Here is a 5,907-nt window from a genome sequence, read left to right on the forward strand (position 1 = left end):
GCGCCAATCTGGCCGCGCTCGAAGCGCTCAACGCCGAGCGGTCGACACCGATCAAGGTCCGCCAGAACAAGTACCTGAATAACATCGTGGAGCAGGATCACCGGGCCATCAAACGCATCATCAAACCGATGATTTGAAGGTCGAAATGGCCCAAAGCCAATCGTGGCAAGCGATTCCAACGAGATTGAGTGTCGAGGAGTTCGAACAATTTGTCTGGCCGCATCTGAGCAAGGGCCGTCGCGGCCCGGCGCGAAAGCTCAGCGCGCACGCAATCTTCAACTACATCCTGAAGGCGCTCTATCTCGGCTGCCAATGGAAGGAGCTGCCCATCGGGAAGGATCGGCACGGCCGCCCCGAGATCCATTACACGCGCATCTATCGAGCGTTCCGGCGCGGGGAAGCGGACGGATGCTTTGATGCCATTTTCGAGAGGTCGGTATCCCGACCTCATTGCGACGATCGCCTGGACACGCGCATCATCCATGGCGATGGCACTACGAGCGCCGCGAAGAAGGGAGGCGAAAACCTCGGCTTCAGCGGCCACAAGAAGGTCAAGGGCTGCAAGGTCGTTGCCCTGTGCGACCGCAACTGCAACGTGATCGCGCCGTTCGTGTCGGCCCCGGGCAATCGTAGGACGTAATAAATCTGTCACCGGCCCTCGCCAGTAACCGCGGGCCAGAACGTGCGCGAGTTGACATTTTTATTTCCCTTCGAATCGGCATGAAAGTGTCAACTCGCATATGTCCGTATTAAATTTGCCAACTCGCCTCCTACACTTCGAATCCCGACGGTAGGAGGCTGAGCTCATGGCCGATACCCTTCACGCAACCAGGCCGATCGCACTTGCCCGTCCACGCGGTGCACACCGGTTCGAAGCCTTCAGCCCCAAGCTCGCGCGCCGCGTCATGTTCTACCGTCGTGCGTCGCTTGAGCAATGGTTTCTGCTCGAAGCGAACCCGAAGGTGATCACCTTCCGCGAGCGGCCGGGCTATGTGCTGATCAACGAAGACCGTCACCTTGCCGATTTCTGGGTGCGCTACGTTGATCGCGATGAGTTGGTTATGCTAAGCGAATTGCTTGGGGCATTCGTAGACGCGTCACGGGCGGAGCTTGACACTTGCACCGCAGATATCCGGTTTGTCACATCTGCTGAGCTCGCCGCGGCACGTGCGTGGACGGATAACTGGCAGCGCATCCTCCCCTACCTTGTTGCGAACCGGGGCCTCGTGCCGGCGACGTTACCACCAGCCATCATGCAATTCCTGGACGAACCCCGGCGACTGCTCGATATCGAGCGCGAGTTCCTGACCGGCGACCCGGTGATCGTTCGCGCTTCCCTGTTCGGCCTTCTGCACATGGGCCGCGTCAACGCTCCGGAGCTTCACACGCAATCTTTGTCGCTACTTACTACTTTCACCGCTGCGGAGGCGACATAATGAGCCGCCGCAAGCCGGAGTTACAGGCGATTGATCTGAACGCATGGCCCACTGTCGCCTATACCGAATTCGACGAACCGGCCCGCTGCCAGTTCGAGGCGCGCCGGCAGGCCATATTGCGCTATATCGCTGGTGAGCCCATCAGGGCCATTGAGAAATCGACACACTTCAATCGTCGCCAGTTGTACCGCTGGCTTGAACGTGCCCAGACAGTTCATCCTGACGGCCGCCCTTTCGGCTTCCGGGCACTCATCCACTACGTGCGCGTCGCAGAATATGGACGAGTACAAGATGTGCGGGTCCGGGGCGAGCGCGGTAGCCGTGGGGCGGCCGGTGCGTTCGCGCAATTGCTCGAACGCTATCCGACGCTGACAGGCTGGCTGTTGCTTCAGGTGAAGCAACGCAAGGTATGGCTTGAACAGATCCATACTGAGGGGCACCTGCGCACGCGGCTGCGCGGTCTGGAATCGCTGCACGACAATTTTCTGCGTCAATGCCGGTCGGTCGGGTTGACGGCGGCCGACTACCCGCTGAACACGGCAGACCATGCGATCCGCTCACTTTCGCGACGGGTGAAGGCGGAGATGCTGCGAAGCTTCGGCTCGGCTGCCCGTTCTGCGGGCGCCACGCATCTCAAAGGCCTGCCGCGTGTTGACGACTCCGGTCCACCCGCGGCGGTCCGGCCATATCAGGTCGTCGAGTTCGATGGCCACCGGCTGGACGTCCGTCTCAAGGTTGTCGTGCACGATCCACTCGGCTTCGCGCATGAATTCGAGATGGAAAGAGTATGGCTGCTGGTGATCATCGACGTTTGCACGCGTGCCGTGATCGGATACCACATCGCTTTAGCCAAAGAATTTAGCCGCTACGACGTCATCAAGACCATCGAGAACGCCCTCACGCCCCATTGCCCGCGCACGTTCACGATACCAGGCCTGGCGTACGGACCGCACGACGGTTTCCCCTCAGGCCACATGCCCGAACTGGCCTATGTGACCTGGGAGTGGATCAAGCTCGACAACGCAAAAGCGAATCTCGCTAACGAGACGTTGACGGCATTGTGCGAATTCGTCGGCTGCCTGGCTGACGCCGGTCCGAAACACAGCCCCGACGAACGCCCCTACATCGAGCGATTCTTCGGCACGATCGCCAGTCGACTGTCTTCACGTTTGCCGGGATACACCGGTTCGCACATTCGCGACCTTCGCCGGGCGCTCGCGGATCCCAAGGGAGATTTGCGTCTCTACGTGTCACTCGATGAACTGGTGGAACTGGTCGAGTTCGCCATCTCAGGCTACAACGGCACACCGCACCGCGGGCTCAACAACGCCACGCCACTGGAAGCTATGGAGTACTTCGTGCGCGGCAGGCAAGCCATGCTGGTCTGGTTAGCAGAAGATAAGCGCAGGACGCTCTGCCTGATGCAATCGGCACGGCAGTGTCGCGTGCGTGCCTACCTCAATCAGGGGGTGCGTCCGCACATCAACCTTTTTGGCGTGCGCTACACCAACCGTGTGCTCGCGACCAGTACTCACCTGATCGGGCAGCATCTACTGATCTACATGAACGCCGACGATCTGCGCTCCGTGCGCGCGTTCCTGGCCGACGGCATGGAGCTCGGCGTACTCGAGGCGCAAGGCGCGTGGCGGGTTGTGCCTCACAACCTCAAGCTGCGACAACAGATTCTCCGGCAACCGGGCCGGCGGCGACGCAACGCCAACCTCGCTCCCAATCCGATTGGAGCCTACGTCGACGAGAAGATGAGCAGGCAAAGAAGACCCGCAAGGCAGCGACAGAGCTGGCCCACGCGAAGCAATTGCTCGCATCGGCGCCGACCGTACGCACGCCGGTCGGTCCGCCCCGCCCGTCCGGGACAGATTCCGCCACACCGGAGACGGCGCCAACGATGGATGCTCAAATGGCCACGATCGTCGAGCTGTCATCGCGCGTGGCGGTACGACCGCGCAAGCTCTCGATCGGCACCGGCCAGGTGTTTTAACTCTGTTGTTCAAGTTGCGAGGTGAGTCATGTCGCTTAAGATTCCGCGTCCGGTCGATCCATCCCTGCACCCTCTCGTTACCGGCAACTATCGTCTTGCCACACCAGCGATCGAGGTGTTCTATGAACTCGCCACGCGCTGCCTGCGCTACCGCATCATGGGCGCGCTCATCTATGGGCCATCGCGGGTTGGTAAAACCCGCGCCATCGAGTACGTGCGGCTGCTCCTCGCCCGCGAGTACCCGAAGGTCACCACCTACCATGCCCAGTGCGAGCACAAAACCACGGCATGCAGAAGGGCCCTTCTTCGCAAACTTGCTGGAGGCGGTGGGCGATCATGCACCGAACGCCGGCACCAGTTCGGCCAAACGCTCGCGCCTGTCATTGCGAATTCGCGAGGCGGCCGCGCGCTCAGGAAGCAACGCTGTGATCCTGTTCTGTGACGAAGCCCAGCGGTTCAACGAAAACGAATACGAGTGGCTGCGAGACGTGCATGACGTCCTTGATCGCCAACAGATCAAGCTCTTCACGTTTCTCGTCGGCCAGGAGGAACTGCTTGCGCAGAAGACCGCATTGCAGCTTGCGGGCAAGACGCAGATCGTTGCGCGCCTCATGGTCAACGAACTCGCGTTTTACGGTATCCGGAATGCCCAGGATGTCGCCACGTGCCTGAATGGTTACGATCAGACGGCCTACCCGGAGGGCACACCCTGGAGCTTCACACGCTTTTACGTACCGGAGGCGTTTGACGCCGGCTATCGCCTGGTGAGTGACGCCCGCCAGTTATGGCAGACGTTCGAGGCTGCACATCATAAAGCGAGCTTGCCCGGCAACCTGGATTTGCCGATGGAGTCGTTCGTCCGGGCCGTCGAGATCGTCCTCAAGGAAAGCGAGATCAAGGATGCGCCGGGTTACAGCCCCGAGCCAGCTTTGTGGACCCACGCTGTTCATCATTGCGGCTATATCCAGTCCCGCCATGCAACCGGACGCGTGCTCGCAACAGCCTAGCTGCGAAGTGCTCGAGGCAGTGCGCTTCCCTATTCTGACATTTGACGAATGGCAGCACGGGCGGACGCCGGGCCGCGGGTTCAACCCTGATTGGCTCTTGCCAGGCGAATCCCTCATCTCGATTCTGTGGAAATTCGCCTGCGCCAACGCACTGCCTGGCGATGTGCTGATGCGCACGATGTGTCCCGACGCTGATCCACGTGAAGGGATGATCCCGCTGCGAAGCGCGCTCGACCCCAATCAACTTCGCCGACTGCTGGGACTACCTGTGAACGTGTTGCGCACATCGTTGCTCGGCAGGACGTCGGGCGATCGGTACCACGCGGCTTTCAGGTATTGCAGGCAATGCGCGGCTCACGGCTACCATAGCGTGCTGCATCAGCTTGCAGAGGAACATCGCTGTGCGGCCCATCGGCAAGAACTTCGGACGCAATGTCTGCAGTGCCGCCGGCAGAGTCCGTTCATTATCAACAGCAGCGTGATCGAAGCGCCATTCCGCTGCGTCTGGTGTCGTTCCCACTTCTGCTATGGGCTCCTCCCGGTCCGTTCGACGACGCCGGCGATGCGACGGCAGGACCGCCTCGCGATCCAGGATCGGATGCGTCTGCGACTCGGCAGGGATGCCTCGGGTGGGTCGAACGGGTGATCGCCGCGTTTCGGTGCCGTCCGCGGGGTGCAGACCGCCCTCTCTTTTGACGAACGGTTTGTTGGCGAAGCCAGTGGAAGGGGTTTCGCGCGAATGACGGTTAGTTGCACTTCTAGGGCGCTGACGCGAGGTGACAGATTTAATGACGCAATAGAGACAGATTTAATACGTTCTACGATTGCCACCCTTGCTCCGGAGGATGCCTTGCAACTGCATGGGCGTGAGGGGCGGTATGCATACCTCGGGGAAGACGACGAATCGGCTAATTGGCCACGGTCCACCGGATTGATGATGTACTTTATGCAGCGGTCGCAGACGTGGGATGTTTCCCGGTCTCCTATGCGTCGTTCGCGGCAAGACATCCGGCATCGCTTCTCTTGCAGGAAGAGATCGGGATCGTCGAGAGGCGACTCATGGAGCGGGTCAAACTGCACCCGGACTATGCGTTACTGAACTCGGTGCCTGGCATTGGTCCGGTGCTCGCAACGCTCGCTGATCACAACGATGGCCGGAGCAATGCCGAAGTGGGCACGCCGTAGGCCGGTCTTGCAGAAGAATCGCTGACCTGCACGGCAGCCTCGTCCTGCGGCCGCTTTTGAGCGCGGTGGGGACATCCAAAGAAACTAACTAAAGGGCTGGATCGGGTCGACAAGAGGCGTTCGCGCCTCCCGATAACGGCCATTCGCGACGCGCGCGACGCGGTGTAAGAGCGGAGTTGCGGATGCACAGCCGACCGCGCTATTAAGATAATTAGTCAACTCGTCCTGGAAAACCCAGCCTACACGGGACTTCCGGATTGACATCTTTAATGCGTTCTAC

The 5,907-nt window shown here is 60.5% G+C and carries 3 protein-coding genes and 3 pseudogenes; all 6 read left to right on the forward strand.

Going from position 1 to position 5,907, the window contains the following annotated elements; translation table 11 throughout:
* A pseudogene (locus GNZ13_RS41495) lies at positions 1 to 134 on the forward strand (IS6 family transposase); the annotation flags it as partial.
* An 11-nt stretch (positions 135 to 145) separates the two neighbouring features.
* Positions 146 to 640 (forward strand): transposase, encoded by a 495-nt coding sequence (locus GNZ13_RS41500; RefSeq protein WP_172176100.1) that lies wholly within the window; start codon positions 146 to 148, stop codon positions 638 to 640.
* A 166-nt stretch (positions 641 to 806) separates the two neighbouring features.
* Complete coding sequence (locus tag GNZ13_RS41505; RefSeq protein ID WP_172176102.1) at positions 807 to 1,436, forward strand: hypothetical protein; 630 nt, start codon at positions 807 to 809, stop codon at positions 1,434 to 1,436.
* Positions 1,436 to 3,435 (forward strand): annotated as a pseudogene (locus tag GNZ13_RS41510) (integrase). Before GNZ13_RS41505 ends, GNZ13_RS41510 begins: the two are co-directional and overlap by 1 nt.
* Before the next feature lie 28 nt (positions 3,436 to 3,463).
* Positions 3,464 to 4,442: pseudogene (locus GNZ13_RS41515) on the forward strand (AAA family ATPase).
* 912 nt (positions 4,443 to 5,354) lie between these two features.
* Positions 5,355 to 5,627: a hypothetical protein gene (locus GNZ13_RS53065; protein WP_236002410.1), complete on the forward strand. Its 273-nt coding sequence runs from the start codon at positions 5,355 to 5,357 to the stop codon at positions 5,625 to 5,627.
* The last annotated feature ends 280 nt before the right edge of the window (positions 5,628 to 5,907 follow it).

Source organism: Paraburkholderia elongata, assembly GCF_013177735.1.
Classification (GTDB): Bacteria; Pseudomonadota; Gammaproteobacteria; order Burkholderiales; family Burkholderiaceae; genus Paraburkholderia; species Paraburkholderia elongata.